The sequence below is a fragment of the methane-oxidizing endosymbiont of Gigantopelta aegis genome (genome assembly GCF_016097405.1).
Classification (GTDB): Bacteria; Pseudomonadota; Gammaproteobacteria; order Methylococcales; family Methylomonadaceae; genus Methylomarinum.
The window spans coordinates 209,945-226,882 of the sequence record NZ_JAEHGD010000001.1; the positions used below are offsets into that span (position 1 = coordinate 209,945).

The 16,938-nt window shown below is 45.7% G+C and carries 13 protein-coding genes and 1 riboswitch; of the genes, 6 read left to right on the top strand and 7 right to left on the bottom strand.

Going from position 1 to position 16,938, the window contains the following annotated elements:
- Positions 1-2: 2 nt before the first annotated feature.
- From JEU20_RS01035 to pyrC, 6 genes are all read right to left on the bottom strand, one after another.
- Positions 3-965, bottom strand: a complete 963-nt coding sequence (locus JEU20_RS01035) for a DUF6925 family protein (protein WP_198243188.1) — start codon at positions 963-965, stop codon at positions 3-5.
- A gap of 8 nt (positions 966-973) precedes the next feature.
- On the bottom strand, positions 974-1,765 hold the full coding sequence (locus JEU20_RS01040) for an ABC transporter ATP-binding protein (protein WP_198243190.1): 792 nt from the start codon (positions 1,763-1,765) through the stop codon (positions 974-976).
- Positions 1,762-2,760 carry a FecCD family ABC transporter permease gene (locus tag JEU20_RS01045; protein WP_198243191.1) on the bottom strand — a complete coding sequence of 333 codons (999 nt, stop codon included), beginning with the start codon at positions 2,758-2,760 and terminating at the stop codon, positions 1,762-1,764. The genes JEU20_RS01040 and JEU20_RS01045 overlap by 4 nt, the downstream gene beginning before the upstream one ends.
- Before the next feature lie 117 nt (positions 2,761-2,877).
- Positions 2,878-3,702 (bottom strand): ABC transporter substrate-binding protein, encoded by an 825-nt coding sequence (locus JEU20_RS01050; RefSeq protein ID WP_198243193.1) that lies wholly within the window; start codon positions 3,700-3,702, stop codon positions 2,878-2,880.
- The gene (locus JEU20_RS01055) at positions 3,692-5,635 is read right to left on the bottom strand and encodes a TonB-dependent receptor plug domain-containing protein (protein WP_198243195.1); all 1,944 of its coding nucleotides are present in this window, start codon (positions 5,633-5,635) and stop codon (positions 3,692-3,694) included. Before JEU20_RS01055 ends, JEU20_RS01050 begins: the two co-directional genes overlap by 11 nt.
- 218 nt (positions 5,636-5,853) lie before the next feature.
- Positions 5,854-6,048: riboswitch (cobalamin riboswitch) on the bottom strand.
- A gap of 109 nt (positions 6,049-6,157) precedes the next feature.
- Positions 6,158-7,189: a dihydroorotase gene (gene pyrC / locus JEU20_RS01060; RefSeq protein WP_198243196.1), complete on the bottom strand. Its 1,032-nt coding sequence runs from the start codon at positions 7,187-7,189 to the stop codon at positions 6,158-6,160.
- Between the two features lie 166 nt (positions 7,190-7,355).
- Between pyrC and JEU20_RS01065 the strand changes: the two genes are divergently transcribed.
- The 6 genes from JEU20_RS01065 (at position 7,356) to fabB (ending at position 14,420) form a co-directional block, all read left to right on the top strand.
- Positions 7,356-7,628 carry an FmdB family zinc ribbon protein gene (locus tag JEU20_RS01065; RefSeq protein WP_198243198.1) on the top strand — a complete coding sequence of 91 codons (273 nt, stop codon included), beginning with the start codon at positions 7,356-7,358 and terminating at the stop codon, positions 7,626-7,628.
- A gap of 94 nt (positions 7,629-7,722) precedes the next feature.
- Positions 7,723-9,516 carry an aspartate--tRNA ligase gene (gene aspS / locus JEU20_RS01070; protein ID WP_198245764.1) on the top strand — a complete coding sequence of 598 codons (1,794 nt, stop codon included), beginning with the start codon at positions 7,723-7,725 and terminating at the stop codon, positions 9,514-9,516.
- Between the two features lie 4 nt (positions 9,517-9,520).
- A complete protein-coding gene (gene nadA / locus JEU20_RS01075) occupies positions 9,521-10,618 on the top strand; it encodes a quinolinate synthase NadA (protein WP_198243200.1) in 1,098 nt (365 codons plus the stop codon).
- A gap of 70 nt (positions 10,619-10,688) precedes the next feature.
- A complete protein-coding gene (locus JEU20_RS01080) occupies positions 10,689-12,599 on the top strand; it encodes a transglycosylase SLT domain-containing protein (protein WP_198243202.1) in 1,911 nt (636 codons plus the stop codon).
- A gap of 73 nt (positions 12,600-12,672) precedes the next feature.
- Entirely contained in the window at positions 12,673-13,188 is a 516-nt protein-coding gene (gene fabA, locus JEU20_RS01085; protein ID WP_198243204.1) for a 3-hydroxyacyl-[acyl-carrier-protein] dehydratase FabA, read from the top strand.
- Between the two features lie 11 nt (positions 13,189-13,199).
- Positions 13,200-14,420, top strand: a complete 1,221-nt coding sequence (gene fabB, locus JEU20_RS01090; protein WP_198243206.1) for a beta-ketoacyl-ACP synthase I — start codon at positions 13,200-13,202, stop codon at positions 14,418-14,420.
- Positions 14,421-14,568: 148 nt separating this feature from the next.
- On the opposite strand, the gene JEU20_RS01095 is transcribed toward fabB, so the two are convergent.
- Entirely contained in the window at positions 14,569-16,713 is a 2,145-nt protein-coding gene (locus JEU20_RS01095) for an Rne/Rng family ribonuclease (RefSeq protein ID WP_198243208.1), read from the bottom strand.
- Positions 16,714-16,938 lie beyond the last annotated feature (225 nt).

Below are 16,938 nucleotides of genomic sequence, written 5' to 3' on the forward strand. Positions count from 1 at the left end.
CATCAGAAAAAACTGTTCCAGAGATAAACATTTTCCAGATCAGGATATTGATAACACATTTGCCTGATTGTCACTTTAACCGCTGCTCGCACATGGCGCTCAGTGGCCATGGTATAATTTTCTGGTTTCTCCCCTGATAGAATAGCGTGTTGCACTCGTTGTTTTTCCTCGACATAGGCTCTACGGCCCCACTTGTTTAATAACCACTGAAATTCATCAAATAACTTTGTATTCATCTGTCTGTTATCATCGGTAGCAGGGCCTAAAGCATGCTCTGGATATAAACTCAGAACCGGTAAATACCCATCAGGCACTGGAATATTAGCTGAATGCGTTCTTCCTGTTGCTAGCAGTTTGGGTAACAGGTGAGTATGTGATCCTGCCGGTGTCTTTTCCAGACCAATAGACTGATAAACTTCTATTCGCCCGATTCGGGATAAAATGACGCGATGGGGGCTCAGCCTCAAAATATTGTCTTTTAGTTCGTTGTTGATTTCAAAAAAGGATTGACCTTTGCATTGTCTTAAGGCATCAATTAATGCACCATCTTCTGTCCTAATACAAAAGTCGATATTTTCAGCGCCTAGCCCTAAGTCAAACAAAATGGCTGACTGATGTTTTTCCTGCAATGCTTCGCAGTCAGGGCCTAACTCGGCAATATGTTGTCGCTGCGACATTCGGGCTTGCGCCTGTGGCAAACAAAACACTACTCCCTGCTGCCAGTATTTTGCGTTTTTACTGATTCCTTCATAGGCAATCGGGGTTATAGCTAGCTGAAGTGTTATCTGAATAGCGCCCTGAGCTGTGATGCTTTGCAGAGCATGTCCATATTCAGTGACGTCAACCGGTTCCGAGGGGATTCTATGAAACTCGGCAATAGCGCCAAAACAGCCGATACTGAAACTACTTGCCGGTTTTTCCAGATGCTTTCGCAATACTGTTCTGATGTCCTGATTCACTGCCATATTGACCTCTATTTTATCGAATAATTATTTAATGATTCCACCGGAATCACGACAGGGATTTTCTGTATATTGCCAGTCACCACCCGAATAGAAAAACAGCGGGATATTTTATCGGCGACCATGACATCGTCTACAGACCCTTGATCCAGCACCCGTTGTTGTCCTAACAATACGACCCGATGACAAAAGCGTCTGGCCAGATTCAGGTCGTGAATGACAATCACCATGGCCAGCCCCTCCTTGGCCTGCTGTTGAAAATGACCCATGATTTCCAACTGGTGTCCAGGATCCAAGCCTGCCAAGGGCTCATCGGCCAGCAAAATCTGTGGTTGAACTGCCAATGCCCTAGCTAGCAAAACCCGGGCCCGCTCGCCGCCAGACAGCGATTGAATACTGCGCTGTGCGAACTGCCAGGCATCACATTTTTTTAAGATTTGTTTGACAATATGCCGGTCTTTTTTAGTCGGTCGTTGCCAGGATTTTAGATGGGGCAAACGCCCTAGCATCACCACATTTTCGACACTCATGCTCCAGTGCACATCGTGTCCCTGTGGTAAATAGGCTAGTTTTTGAGCCAGATCTTGCCTGTGCATTGCGATCATATCTTTGCCGTCAAAAAGAATCTTGCCGACATTATGGTTGGACAATCCCGCTAAGGCCTTGAGCAAGGTCGTTTTACCGGTACCATTCGGCCCCATCAGTCCAACAATCTCACCTTTGGCGACGGAAAAATCAATTTCTTTCAGGATGGTTTTTTCACCAATCTTTAGCGTCAGCGAAGCGGTTTTCAGCAGGCTCATAAAACCTCCCGTTCCGTTTTGAAAATCAGCATCAAAAAGAACGGCGCACCAATCATGGCAGTCAATACACCCAGCTTTAACTCTGTTGCGGACGATAACAGACGCACGGCAATATCGGCTATTAGCACCAGACTTGCACCGCCCAAGGCGCTGGCCCATAGCAACCGGCCCGGCTGAAACCCCACCCAGCGTCGTAATAGATGCGGGACGATCAGACCGACAAAACCAATAGCGCCGGAAACCGCCGTGGCTGCCCCGACCGATAATGCTACGCCGATAACCGTCAATAGCCGCAGTCTGGATAAACTAACCCCCATCGTTTGTGCGGCTTCTTCGCCTAGCGTTAAAGCATCCAGTGAACGCCCCATCAGTAATAACAAAGCCCATCCCAAAATCATAAAAGGCAGGCTTAAACTAACATGTTCAAAACTGCGATCGGCAAGTGATCCCATCAGCCAGAACATGATTTCCAACGCAACAAAAGGGTTAGGCGCCATATTTAACGCTAAAGAAGTGAGTGCCGAAGCAAAGCTGGTGATGGCGATACCCGCCAGAATCAAACGCAAGACACTGACTGTTTTCCCGGCTAGCAACAATAAAGAAATCACTGATAACAAGCCACCGGCAATTCCGCCCAGCGGCAAAGCCAGAGCAAAAGTGGAAGCAATGCCGGTATAAATAGTAATCACAGCCCCCAGAGAAGCAGCGCTGCTGACACCAATCAAGCCCGGCTCTGCTAGTGGATTGCGCAAATAACCCTGTAAAGCGGCCCCACTTAAGCCCAGCGTCATGCCGACCATCAATCCTAGCAAAGCTCTGGGTAAACGAATTTCAAGCAAAATCAGACGCACATCGACAGGAAGCTGGCTGGCATCATTGAACCATTGCCACCATTCCAACCAGCCGACAGCCGAAGGCCCGACCAGTAATGAACCGATGAAACAAACAGTTAGCAAGCCAATTAGGAACAGAAATAATGGAAGCTGTTTATCCATAAGACTCAGTCCGGGTAGACCTTCTTAAGGAAACCAACTCTGCCTTTAAATTAACCGCACTTATTACTACGCAGAAGCGTGGTAATGAGAAAAGTGAGTAAAAGTCTAGTTTTAGTATCATTTTTTCAGCCTGTGTACAGTCAGTAGATTATTAACCGCATCTAAAACAAAAGGCGTGCCGCAAATCCACAAGGCATCGTTGATTGAAATATTTTTCCGCTGGGCGGCATAATGCCGGTAAGCGGGATGCAATAATGCGGCAGCGGCAACTGAGCCATCGGGACTGCGCCGCCGACCTTTAATCAACACATCAACCGGATGCATTAACAACTCTTCCAGTGACAAATGTCCCGAACCAGAAATGCCCAGTTGTGCCGCCAGATTGCTAAAACCGGCCTGCTTCAAAATGGCGTTTGCCAGGGTGTTTTTACCAGTGGTATAGCCATTTTCCCGATAAAAAACAGCCATGGCTGGTATGGCAGGGCGCTTGTTTTTTAAACTTTCCAGACGTTCATCAAATTGTGCAATTAATTGCTCGCCGCGCTGTGGGTGTCCGACCAGGCTAGCTACTTTTCTGATGTTAGCGCGAATTGTGGAAAAATGACTGGCAACTGGCAGCACTTCCACCCGGTAGCCCAGTTTTTTGAGCATAAAAACGGTGGTGCGTGTGGAAAAAACGCCCGCCAGAACCAAGTCCGGTTTTAAACGCATGATTTCTTCTGCTTGTCCATGGTTTAAATAAAACCTCTGCGCCCGTGTGGTCATCACCGAAAGATCCTTGCGTGCAGCCAGATAACTGACCGAGACAATTTCTTCTTTGTCTGCTAGCAGCATCAGTAACTGATCGGTACACAGATTCATCGACACAAAACGCTTAGGTGACGCGGCCGCAGGCTGCGTCACCAATAGTCCGATAACAAACAAGCAAAGCTTACCAGGCATCGAATGAAAAACGCATACCGGCATAACCGGCAATGCCTTTGGCCGCATAGCTGTAAACTTCTTGATAATGCTCATCCAGCAGATTTTCCACTCGGGCAAACACTTCCAGTGGTTTAAAGACATAATAGGATGCAGCAACATTGACCAGGGTATAGTCGTTTAATGGTACGATTGATTTGGTCCAGTTTGCCGCATATTTATAATCAGTCTGTTTGCCGTTGTATTTAACGCCAACATTCAGATTACCGGCGCGACCAAATACCCGGAAAGCATAATTTAGATTGGCACTGGCGATGTGCTTGGGCCGTCTGACTAAAGCCACACCGTTGGCATCGCGAGTGGACGTCCAGGTGTATTGGGCGTTGAAATCTAGATTGGATAACAGGTGTGCGGTCAAAGAGGTCTCGATGCCCTCAATTTTATTGATGCCCGCTTTATTGGCCGAAGTGAGTCCATTATTAACCGCAACTGTATTGATTAAATTGAAAATACGGTTGTGGTAATAGGTGGTATCTAAAACGACCCTGTCATGCCAAAACTTTTGTTCGATACCAATATCCCAGCCTTGGCTTTTTTCCGGTTGCAAATTCGGATTACCAACATAATTTCCGGTAAAACCATACAATTCAAACAGCGTTGGATTTTTCACTCCCGTGCCAATACTGGCATGTAAACGGGTGTTGGTTTCTGTTAATTGGTACGATAAAGTTCCTCGATAGGTTGTCGCATCCTGAAATAATTTATCATTATTGTCATAGCGAATCGCTCCACTTAGAGACAGTCTATCCAATAGCTCCAACTGGTATTCACCGACATAGCTGGTGGTTCTAATCCCACGATTAAGGCTTCTTGAATTGATGGTATCTCGCTCGTGCTCCAGTTGAAAGGTCAACCCCTGATGCATCTGTAAAAAATCAGGTGTATCCAGCAATAGATTGGTCTGATAGGCATATTTAACATTCCGGCCATTGTAATAACTGGAAAAAACATTGTTGTTAAAATATTTTCGGCGGCTTTCTGAATAGCCCGCACTGACCTGATGATTCCAGTGAAAATAGCGATGATTTTTAAACAATTCTAACTTGGCGTAAGTCCGGCCAAAGTTCTGTCGGGTGCGGGCGGTTTTATTCGCATCAACGGCGCCAATCCCAGCCTGAAAACCGTCATAATCCAGATCAGCCTCAACCCGGCGTCCAGTCACACCCACTTCAATCATATCCACCGGCCGCGCGGTAATGGTGGTATCCAATGTCAGATTTTTATTACCATCCGGCTCAGTGCCGCTCTCGGCAATGGAAATCCCTTTTGATTCGAATTGTGACACATTAAAATGGTAATCCAGTTTGTCTCCTAAACCGCCACTGAAACCGCCTTTGACTTGATAAACGCCAAATGATCCTGCTTCGGCACTGCCATGCAATTTCAATCCTTGCCGGCCTTTCTTGGTGATAATGTTGATCACCCCACCAATCGCATCACTACCATATAAGGAACTTTGCGGTCCGCGCAGAATTTCCACCCGCTCAATATCATCGGCCAACAGGTTGCCAAAATTAAATTCCGAGCCACCACTGGGGTCGTTCAATTCAATGCCATTCAAACGCACCAGCGTTTGATTGCCCTCGGCGCCGCGAATACGGATTTGGGTCAAAGTGCCAAAACCACCGCCTGACTGATTGACGGCCAGTCCCGGTACGGTGCGTAAAATATCGCTCAGATAAACGACTTGCTGACGTTTGATGTCCTCGGCGGTAATCACTGTCACCGCACTACCGATTTTGGCTTTATCCAGCGGAATATAATTGGCGGTAATCACCATGTTTTTAAGTTTTTTGACACTTTTTTCATCGTCGGCAACAGATGATGAGGTGATTAAACTGACGCTCAGGCCCAAAAGCTCGGGCAAGAAGGTTTTTTTTACAAAAACAGACATGATTTCTCCACGTTTTTAATGACAAAAACGCCAACAGGAGATTTTTTTGGAAGTATTTTCTGTCGGCGCAACCTGATGCCGACATTTCTGAGCAAATAAAGGAGAGTGACAGGCTGTCAATTGACAAAAAAGCCCGTTCCCGGTGATCAAAAATGCGGCATACTCACGCATCATCGAAAACGGTCTTTCCGCGCCACAAATAAACCCGATTCATGGACAAGATGATACTCATTCCGGCAGGTCTCCTGGCTCACGCGTCATCGCCGGTATTCCGCCTTCCCAGTTTCCCAGTGGCAAAAAATGAATACAGGCTCGTCGTTTACAGTTGCGGGTCAGCCAGGGCTTTGATAAAAATCGCACCCTGTTCCCTGTTTCCTCCCCGATTAAGGGGAACCGAAATTGCGGCGTAGGCTACCAGCAATAAAATTCAATGTCAATCAATCGTGGATAAGTTTATATAAATCAGATGCTTGTGATTTGAGTATTTGATGTCTCAATAAATATCGGCCGTCGCAGGGGGGATTATTGTAATTTCCAGCGTATTTCCTCACCCGCTTGCAATGGGGTGATTTGCAATGTACCTTGACCGTAATGCTCGGGCACACGCCAGCTTTCCCGAATTAAGGTGATACGATCCTGGTTGCGTGGAAGGCGGTAAAAATCGGGGCCATGCAACGAGGCAAAGCCTTCAAGCTTATTTAGTGCATTTTCTTGTGCAAAGGCTTCAGCATAAAGCTCTATTGCTGCATGCGCGCTATAGCATCCAGCACAGCCACAGCTATTTTCTTTTAGATGTGTAGGGTGGGGGGCGCTGTCGGTGCCGAGGAAAAATTTTGGATTGCCGCTGGTTGCGGCTTTTATCAGCGCTACGCGATGTTTTTCCCGTTTGAGTACCGGCAAGCAATAATAATGTGGTCGAATACCGCCGGCAAGAATAGCATTGCGATTAAAGAGCAAATGCTGCGGGGTTATCGTTGCCGCAACATGGCGAGATGCTGTTTCGACAAAGTGAACGGCTTCTTCGGTGGTGACGTGCTCTAATACGATGCGTAAATCTGGAAATTTTTCGGTCAAGACGCAGAGCTTTTGTTCGAGAAATAAGCGTTCACGATCAAAAATATCGTATTCGCTGGCGGTGACTTCGCCGTGAATCAGTAATGGAATATCATATTTTTGCATAGCTTCCAGCACGGGAAAGGCTTTTTCAAGCGCAGATATGCCGGCATCTGAATTTGTGGTGGCGCCTGCTGGATAAAGTTTGAGTGCTATGATCTGTTCTGATTGAGCAACGGCCTCGATATCGGTAATGCGTGTATTATCGGTTAAATATAATGTCATCAAGGGGTTAAAGTTCGAATCAGGCGCTAATGCTGCCAAAATTTCGTTCCGGTAGGCTAAGGCGTGTTCGACAGTGGTCACCGGCGGTTTCAGGTTGGGCATGATGATAGCTCTGGCAAACTGCCTAGCTGTATGATTGATAACTTGCCGTAACATTTCGCCATTTCTGACATGTAAATGCCAGTCATCTGGCCGAATCAGTGTTAATTTATCCATTTTTGTTTAATTTTCGATTAAAATAGTGGGTTTCCTGAAAGTTTATTCATTTTGCCGGATAAAATCAGTTTTTCGAATCTATCGGCAAGAGTCTATTCTAGAGGGAGGGACTTGAAAATAAAAAGTTTGCCCTTATTTACCTTTTTTTAATTGTTTGGGAGTAGCTATGCCTATCTATGAATATCAATGTAGTGCCTGTGGTGAAGAAATTGAAGCATTACAGAAAGTAAGTGATGAACCTTTGCGGGTATGTCCTAGCTGCAATGAGCCCGCATTAAAAAAGAAAATCTCAGCGGCAGGTTTCAGATTAAAAGGCAGCGGCTGGTATGAAACCGATTTTAAAAGTGGCTCTAAGAAAAATATCGCCGGTGAAAAATCCGACGCGAGTGCCTCATCGGGTAGCAGTTGCTGCAAAGGCGGCAGTTGTTCCGCACATTAATCCCACATTTGATAATTTTCCGTTATCCGGTCAAGGGTTGGCCGGATAAATCTCCAATATAATGAACAGAACTTCAATGACTGAAAATAAACGTATGCGCACGCATAAGTGCGGTGAATTAAATAAACAACACTTAGGTGAACAGGTTTCTTTATGTGGCTGGGTCCATCGCCGTCGTGATCATGGCGGGGTGATTTTTATTGATTTACGTGACAGGACGGGCTTGGTGCAGGTTGTGTTTGATCCTGACTCTCCAGACACCTTTAAAATCGGTGAAAGTGTGCGCAGTGAATACGTTTTAAAGATTGATGGAACCGTAAGAGCACGGCCTGAGGGTACCATCAACCCTAATATGGGGACGGGGGAAATTGAGGTGCTGGTAAATCAGGCTGAGGTGTTAAATGAATCTGAAACACCGCCATTCCCAATAGAAAGTGATATTGAAGTCAATGAAGAAACGCGTCTGCGTTATCGTTATATTGATCTCCGGCGGACGGAAATGCAGCAAAGGATGAAGATTCGCCGTGATGTCACCCGTCATTTGCGTAATTTTCTTGATGCGCATGAATTTTTTGAGATTGAAACGCCTTATTTGACCAAGGCGACACCTGAGGGCGCCCGGGATTATATTGTGCCGAGTCGAACCCATGACAATGCTTTTTTTGCCTTGCCTCAATCGCCTCAGTTGTATAAGCAATTGCTGATGATTTCTGGTATGGACCGCTATTATCAGGTGGTACGTTGTTTTCGTGATGAAGATTTGCGTGCCGATCGTCAGCCTGAATTTACCCAGCTTGATATCGAGACATCCTTCATGAATGAAGATGAAATCATGGCGTTAATGGAGGAAATGATTCGTCAGTTATTCGCTGAAATTCTCGATATTGAACTGGCTGCACCATTCCCTGTCATGACCTATCACGAGGCCATATCGCGCTTTGGTTCTGATCGGCCTGACCTACGTATTCCGCTGGAATTGGTTGATATTGCCGATGAAATGAAAGATGTTGATTTTAAGGTTTTTTCAGGACCGGCTAATGATCCCGATGGGCGTGTTGTGGCATTGCGTTTACCTAAAGGAGCTGACTTAACGCGCAAGGAAATTGATGAATTGACTAAATTTGTCAGTATTTATGGTGCTAAAGGCTTGGCCTATATCAAAGTTAATGATCGCGATGCAGGCATTGATGGTTTGCAATCACCGATTGTTAAATTTGCACCGGCTGAAGTTTGGGAAAAAGTGTTGGAGAAAACCGGTGCTGAAACCGGCGATCTGATTTTCTTTGGTGCCGATAAGGCCAATATTGTCAATGAGGCGATGGGGGCATTGCGGGTTAAGCTTGGTCTGGATCGAGGCTTGCTGGAAGGTGAATGGAAACCGTTATGGGTGGTCGATTTTCCAATGTTTGACTGGGATGAAAAAAATCAGCGTTGGAATGCGATTCATCACCCGTTTACTGCACCGAGTTGCTCAATTGAAGAGCTCGAGAAAAATCCAGGTGCGGCACTGTCTCGCGCTTATGACCTGGTGTTGAATGGCATGGAAGTCGGCGGTGGCTCGATTCGTATCAATAACACTCAAATGCAAAAAACTGTTTTCAGAATTTTAGGAATTAGCGAAGAGGAAGCGCAGGAAAAATTTGGTTTCTTGCTTGAAGCCTTGAAATACGGTTGTCCACCGCATGGCGGGGTGGCTTTTGGTCTGGACCGGCTAGTGATGTTGATGACCGGCGCCAGCTCAATCCGTGATGTGATTGCCTTCCCGAAAACACAAACGGCGGCATGTCCGTTAGTGGATGCGCCGGCCCAGGTCAATGAGGCACAATTAAAAGAACTGGGGATCAGATTGCGACAACCCCCGGTTAAATCCAAAGCCGAAAAAGAGTGATGTTATGACTGCAAGCCCGTTTCCAATTCAGGATTATGCATTATTGGATGATGTCGAATGTGAACAACGTATTATTGCCGCTAAGCGCAAACTTGGAAAGCAATGTATTGTTTTAGGCCATCATTATCAGCGTGATGAAGTCTTTAAACACGCTGATATTACCGGTGATTCATTAAAACTCTCGCGTGAAGCGGCAGAATCGGAAGCCAAATACATTGTATTCTGTGGTGTTCATTTTATGGCGGAAGTGGCCGATATTTTGTCACGCCCTGAACAAATTGCGATTTTGCCCGATATGGCGGCCGGCTGTTCGATGGCAGATATGGCCAATCAGGTTAATGTGCAAAAATGCTGGGATGCGTTGGCGACGGTGATTGATGTCGAAAATAGCGTAACACCTGTGACCTATATCAATTCGGCAGCCGACCTAAAAGCATTTTGTGGACGTCATGAGGGTATTGTGTGTACGTCGTCTAATGCTGAAAAAATTCTTAACTGGAGTTTTGCGCAGAAAGAAAAAGTATTGTTTTTCCCTGATCAGCATTTAGGCCGCAATACCGGTTATCGAATGGGTATTCCATTAGAACAGATGGTGACATGGGATTTCAGCCAGCCTATGGGCGGGCTGACGGAGCAGCAAATCCGCGACGCCAAAATCATTTTATGGAAAGGTTATTGCTCGGTTCATCAGGCATTCAAACCCGAACATATTGATGCATTTTTGGAAAAATATCCTGAAACGAAGGTTATCGCTCATCCCGAAGCCTGTTTTGAGGTCTGTCAAAAAGCCGATTATATTGGCTCGACCGAAACAATTCTCAAAATTATTCGCGAGGCTGAGCCGAACACCCGTTGGCTGGTGGCGACCGAATTGAATCTGGTCAATCGTCTGCATGAAGAATGTCAGGCGGAAGGTAAGCAGGTTCATTTTATGGCGCCAACGCTGAGCATGTGTTCAACCATGTTCAGAACCGATACCCAGCATTTGGCTTGGGTTTTAGAAAACCTGGTCGAAGGGCATGTTGTTAACCAGATTTCGGTGCCGGATGAGATTGCTGTACCGGCGCGTAAATCTTTGGAAAATATGCTGCGTGCTAGTTAGCACATGTGTTTTCACATAAACATCTGGAGTTTGCTATAGTTGAGGCTGAAAATGGTAAACAGCCTCAACTATGTCTCGTGTATTCTTTGGTCTTTTTTTAGTTCTACTCTTTAGTCTTCGCCTCGCTGATGCAGCCACATCGCCATCACTGCAACAGCAGCGCCAGTTGTTTCTTAAAGCCGAGCAAGCTGTAAAGAAAAACGATACTGGAATGTATCAAAAGTCGCTGAAAGCTCTGAAAGCTTATCCTTTATACCCGTATTTACAATACCAATGGCTAACGCGTCATCCTGATCAGAATAAAGCCATTCAACAATTCTTGCTGGACTTCCCGACATCGCGTTATGCTGTTTTGTTAAAATCTCAATGGCTTAAAAACCTGGTTAAGCAAAAAGACTGGGAGCAGTTGATTAAGCACTACCGGAATAGTAGTCGTGCCGATCTGCAATGTGCTTACTATTGGGCCAAATATCAACAAGGCTTTAAAAAAATGGCACTCGCGGCCGCGCGCAAGCTTTGGGTCGTTGGAAAATCACAACCGGCACTATGTAATCCATTGTTTAAACGATTACAGGCCTCTAAATATTTTACCCGAGACATGCTTTGGCAGCGTTTTCAGGCGGCCCTGAAAAACAATAAGCCAAGTTTGGCAAAATATGTTCGCCGCTTGATGAATAAAGAAGATGCGCGTGTTGCCGAATTATGGCTAAAAGTACATAGACAACCTGAAAAGATTCTCAAGACAAAAAATTGGCATAAAGGGTATAAACAAGCCGGATTGATATTTGCCCATGCAATTGATCGCATTGCGCGTGGCAATTCCAGAAAGGCAGCAGATATTTGGTTTCGCCAAAAAACACAGTATGTGATTCCTGCATCCCGTCAACATCAGATTGAACGGCGTTTGGCTTTAGGGTTAGCCTTTCGGGGTGAGGACGATGCCTGGCAAAAATTGATCGAATTAAAACATAAAGATTTAAGGGTTAAAGAATGGTTGATTCGAATAGCGCTCAGAGAAATGAACTGGGCTCGCGTTGACCAGGCCTTGTCTTATTTAAGTGAAAAAGAAAAACAAAAAGTTAATTGGCGCTATTGGCAGGCGCGGGTACTGGATCAGAAAGGTGAGCGGCAAGAGGCTCAGAAGCTCTACCAGGATTTAGCTGAAGATCGTAGTTTTTATGGGTTTTTGGCGGCCAATCATCTTAAAAAAGACATTAATATCGGGAATAAGCCTTTGCTGATACCTGAAAGCGAAATAAATACGCTTAAAAATCGCCCTGAATTTCAACTGATCGAAGAATTGATTGCACTCGATCGCCCACTAGAAGCGAAACGACAATGGTGGTATGAAGTTCGCCACTTAAACAAGAAAGACATTATGGTTGCCGCAAAACTGGCAGAACAATGGGGTTGGAATCAGGTCGCGATTTTTACTATTGCCCGGGCGAAATACTGGGATGATGTTGGTTTACGTTTTCCGATCAAGTTTTTTGATCATATTCAGAAAAATGCCCGCCAAAATAGTCTGGATCCGGCGATTGTATTGGGTCTGATTCGGCGGGAAAGCGCCTTTGATGAAATGGCGCGATCACCGGTGGGCGCCAGGGGGCTGATGCAGATCATGCCCAAAACCGGTCGTCAGATTGCCAGGCAGTTAAAGGAAAAATGGCGCTCCGAAAAGGTGCTGTATGATCCCGCTGTCAATGTGAAATTTGGCGCTTATTACTACAAACAATTACTGGATCAGTTTAACGGCCATTATGCCTTGGCCGCCGCTGCATACAATGCAGGCCCACACCGGGTGATTAAGTGGTTGCCCAAAATACCAATGTCGGCCGATATCTGGATTGAAACTATTCCATTCAAAGAGACGCGCGCATATGTGGGGGCTGTTTTAACCTATGCGCTAATCTATCAACAACGCATGAAACGCAATGTACTGAAAATAAAGGACTTTATTAAGGATGTTCTGCCAAGATAAAATTTGAGCTGATTTTTTTAGCTATCTAGGCGATAATAACCAGTTGATATAACATTACTCGGGTTAATACTCAATGGAGAAACAGCACAGTTTTACGCGCGAAGAACTCTTAAAATCGGGCCGTGGGGAGTTATACGGGCCAAAAAATGCGCAATTACCCCTTCCCAATATGCTGATGATGGATCGTATTACGCATATTTCAGATGAAGGTGGCAAATACGGCAAAGGTGAAATTATTGCCGAATTAGATATTCATCCTGATCTTTGGTTTTTTGATTGCCACTTTAAAGGTGATCCCGTTATGCCAGGCTGCCTCGGCTTGGATGCGATGTGGCAATTGATTGGTTTTTATCTTTGCTGGTCGGGTGGGCCGGGTAAAGGCCGGGCATTGGGCTGTGGTGAGGTCAAATTCTTCGGGCAGGTTTTGCCAACCGCTAAAAAAGTAACGTATCATATTGATCTAAAGCGCGTTATCTTACGCAAATTAGTGATGGGAATTGGTGATGCCACCATGGATGTCGATGGTAAAACAATCTATGAAGCTAAAGACTTGCGCGTAGGGCTGTTTACATCAACACAGGATTTCTAAAAGGTTTCTTTATGAAAAGAATTGTCGTAACGGGTTTGGGAATTGTCTCCAGCATTGGTAATAATCGCGATGAAGTAGTCGAATCATTGAAAAATGGACGATCGGGTATCAGTTTTGCCGAAGATTACAAGGAGTTGGGGTTCAGAAGTCAGGTACGTGGCGCGATTGATATTGATCTTGATGCTTTGATTGATCGCAAGGTTAAGCGCTTTATGGGCGATGGCGCGGCATTCAACTATGTTGCTATGCAGCAAGCGATTGACGATGCCGGGCTTGAGGAAAATGAAATTTCCAATGTCAGAACGGGGTTAGTTATGGGTTCAGGTGGCCCCTCGACCTCGAACCTGGTTGAGGCAGCTGACATATTACGCGCGAAAGGTGTCAAGCGGGTGGGACCTTATATGGTGCCAAGAACCATGTCCAGTACAAACACGGCGTGTTTGGCAACACCCTTCAAAATAAAAGGTGTTAATTACACGATCAGTTCGGCATGTGCGACCAGTGCGCATTGCATCGGTCATGCGATGGAGTTGATTCAGCTCGGAAAACAAGATTTGGTTTTTGCCGGTGGCGGTGAGGAAGTACACTGGACCATGTCCATGCTGTTTGACGCCATGGGTGCGTTATCATCAAAATATAATGACACACCTGAAACCGCATCGCGCCCGTATGATGAATCTCGTGATGGTTTTGTCATTTCCGGTGGTGGAGGGGTCTTGGTTATTGAAGAACTGGAACACGCTAAAGCTCGTGGCGCGAAAATCTATGCCGAATTAGTCGGCTATGGTGCGACTTCCGATGGCTATGACATGGTGCAGCCCTCGGGTGAGGGCGCGGTTCGTTGTATGCAACAGGCCATGGCTACCGTTGATGCTCCCATCGATTACATCAATGCACACGGTACCAGTACACCCGTAGGCGATATGAAAGAACTCGAAGCCTTAAAACAGGTTTTTGGCGAAGGCGATGTGCCCCCCGTGAGCTCGACAAAATCACTGACAGGTCATGCATTGGGCGCTGCGGGTGTCAATGAATCAATTTATTCCTTGTTAATGATGGAAGAAGGCTTTTTGAGTGCTTCAGCCAATATTACCACGCTGGATCCAAATGCCGAGGGTATTCCTATCGTAACGGAGCGGCAGGATAATGTTGTATTGAATACGATTATGTCGAACAGTTTTGGCTTTGGTGGCACTAATGCAACACTGATTTTTCAGCGCTATAACGGCTAAGAAATCAATAGAACGCTTTTTGGGCTGTGACTTGAAAGTCAGTCAGTAATGCTAAATAAAAATAAAAAAGGGCTTAAACGCCCTTTTTTATTTTTTGGTAAGAGGGAAGCGCATATTACTCACAGAGCTGGCAATATACGCTTGCGTTTTAATCAGGCTTTTTATCGGCCGCTGGTGTTATCTTTTCTGTCTGTGATTCCTGTGTATTTTCAGGTTCAATGGCGACTAAGGCTTTATTTTCTTTGGCGGCCATTTCCTTACGCTCTGAAAACTGATTGGCATAGTTATTATTCTGACTCGTTTTTTCAGTATTATGGTCGGCAGCTGAAAGCGTAGCCTTGTTTTCATTGCTTCCGTTCTCTGTTTGATGATGCGAAGGGGTTCTTCGTCTGCGATTAGGACTGCGCCGGCCTCTAGGTTTTCGCTGAGCAGTCGTACCCTTAGCTGTCTCCTCATTCGGAAGGTTCTGTTCTTGGTTGTCTGTCGTTTCGACGGATTTTTCGATAGGCTTTTTTGCCGGACGTTTATTGCGTCTGGGTTGGGTGGGTTTGTTTTGCGTGTTTTTTCTGTTGCGTTGAGGTGGCTGGGCTCTTTTAGCCGCCTTAGGCTCTTCTGTGCTCACGCTTGCGCTATCAGTGCCAACTAGCTTTTGCCAGAAACGTTGAATCAGGCTGGCTGACGTTTTTTTGTTCTGTACGGGGGCAGGGGAGTCGGGCAAAAATTCCTTGATCGCCGGTTGTTCAAATTTAGCCCGGGTTTGTTTGGCAAATTCAGGTGCGCTGATTTCTTCTTCTTTGATTTTCTCGTGACTGGCTTTCTCGTCTTCCCCTTCAACGGCTTTAATCCGCTCAATATCGTATGCCGGGGTATCGAGGTGTTTGCTGGGCAGAATGACAATGGAAACATTCAGTCGTGTTTCAATCTCCTGTAGCATCGTGCGTTTTTCATTTAACAAAAATGTCGCGCAATCGATAGGCAAGTGAGCAATGACTTTTTCCGTACCTTTTTTCATTGCTTCTTCTTCAATGATACGTAGAACGGCCAAAGTGACCGATTCGACATTACGAATCGAACCTTGTCCTTTACAACGTGGGCAGGTCAGCTGAGTCGAGTCACCTAAGGATGGGCGAATACGCTGTCTGGACATTTCCAGTAAGCCAAAGCGTGAGATACGTCCGGTCTGGATGCGGGCGCGGTCTATTTTGAGCGCTTCTTTCAGCCTGTTTTCGACGGCGCGCTGGTTTTTATTGGCCATCATATCGATAAAATCAATGACAAACAGGCCGCCTAAGTCACGCAATCTCAGTTGTCTCGCGATTTCATCCGCTGCTTCGAGATTGGTATGCAATGCAGTATCCTCGATATCTGTGCCTTTGGTCGAGCGGGCAGAGTTGATATCGATAGAGGTCAATGCCTCGGTATGGTCGATTACGATAGAGCCGCCGGAAGGCAAGGAAACTTCACGATTGTAAGCCATTTCAATTTGGCTTTCGATTTGATAGCGACTGAAAAGCGGGACTTTATCCTGATAAAGCTTGGCTTTGTTCAGATAGTGCGGCATCACTTGCTGCAAGAATTTTCGCACCAAATCAAAGGCTTCTGGGCTATCGATCAGGATTTCATCGATTTCGCCGCGTAAATGATCACGCAATGCGCGAATAATTACATTGCTTTCCTGAAAGATGAGGAAAGGTGCGGTTTTTTCGCCACTAGATCGGTCGATCGCATCCCAAAGCTGGAGCAAATAATCAAGATCCCACTGCAATTCTTCAGCACTTTTTCCACAACCTGCTGTGCGCACAATCAAGCCCATTGTTTCAGGCACATTCAAGGTGGCTAGTGTGGCTTTGAGTTCTGATCGCGTATCACCTTCAATTCGCCTGGATATTCCGCCGGCTTTAGGATTATTGGGCATTAAAACCAAATAAGTTCCGGCAAGGCTGATGTAGGTGGTTAAAGCGGCACCCTTATTTCCACGTTCTTCTTTTTCAACCTGAACAATAACTTCCTGGCCTTCCTGGATGGGTTTCTTTTGATCTGATTTGTCGCTGTTTTCTTCGTTATATTGTGGTGAAATTTCTTTAAAAGGCAGAAAACCGTGCTTTTCAGCGCCGTAATTGACAAATGCAGCTTCAAGGCTGGGTTCTACCCGGGTAATGATACCTTTATAAACGTTTGATTTTTTTTGTTCTTTAGAGGGTACTTCAATGTCAAAATCATATAGTTTTTGACCATCTACCAAAGCAACACGCAACTCTTCTGGCTGCGTGGCATTGATAAGCATTCTTTTCATTATGTTATCCTTTTTATATTAGTGCTCCATCATTTATGGCTTTAGAAACTCCAGAAAGCCAGTCTGCGCGCAGGGTCGATAACATGAAATTCCTTGAGACCAAGCTCCGGTATTCGTTTCAACAAAGATGGCGCGTCTAAAGTGTCTGTGCAGTCGTCTCAATGCGGCTGCAGGAAAAGCGTTGTTATGTTCTGATGCGATCAAATTTAATCGATTGAGATTTGC